Origin of the sequence: Lysobacter sp. TAB13, from assembly GCF_052113885.1 — a bacterium.
GTDB classification, from domain to species: domain Bacteria; phylum Pseudomonadota; class Gammaproteobacteria; order Xanthomonadales; family Xanthomonadaceae; genus Lysobacter; species Lysobacter gummosus.
The window spans coordinates 1-383 of record NZ_JBFRDR010000332.1; the positions used below are offsets into that span (position 1 = coordinate 1).

1 protein-coding gene is annotated in these 383 nt (G+C 64.2%); it reads left to right on the forward strand.

The window, feature by feature from the left end; all coding sequences use genetic code 11:
- Nucleotides 1-383 (forward strand): hypothetical protein (locus AB4Y92_RS26400; RefSeq protein ID WP_441822315.1); only part of this gene is annotated, 383 nt, incomplete at both ends.

Consider the following 383-nt stretch of genomic DNA (forward strand, 5'->3'; position numbering starts at 1 on the left):
GATATGCGCACCGGCGCAGTCACGGCCATCGGCGCGAAATACCTCGCACGCAAGGGTGCCAGAGTACTGGGCCATATCGGAGCACGCGGCACGGCCTACTGGAACGTACGCCTGCTCGACTCCCTGTTCGACTTCGACGAGATCCGTGTGCATTCCCGGCGGCGCGAAAGTCGCGACGCATTCGCAGCACGGCTCTCAGCTGATCTCGGCAAGCCCGTCACAGTGACAGAGGACTGGCGTTCCTGCGTCGACGGCGCCGATATCGTTGTTGAAGCCTCGCGCCTCGACGCGCCCGAACCGCTGCTGAAAACGGACTGGATCAAGCCCGGCGCCTTCGTCGTGCCCTATGGCACGATGAGCGCCGTCGAGCTTTCGCTCACCGA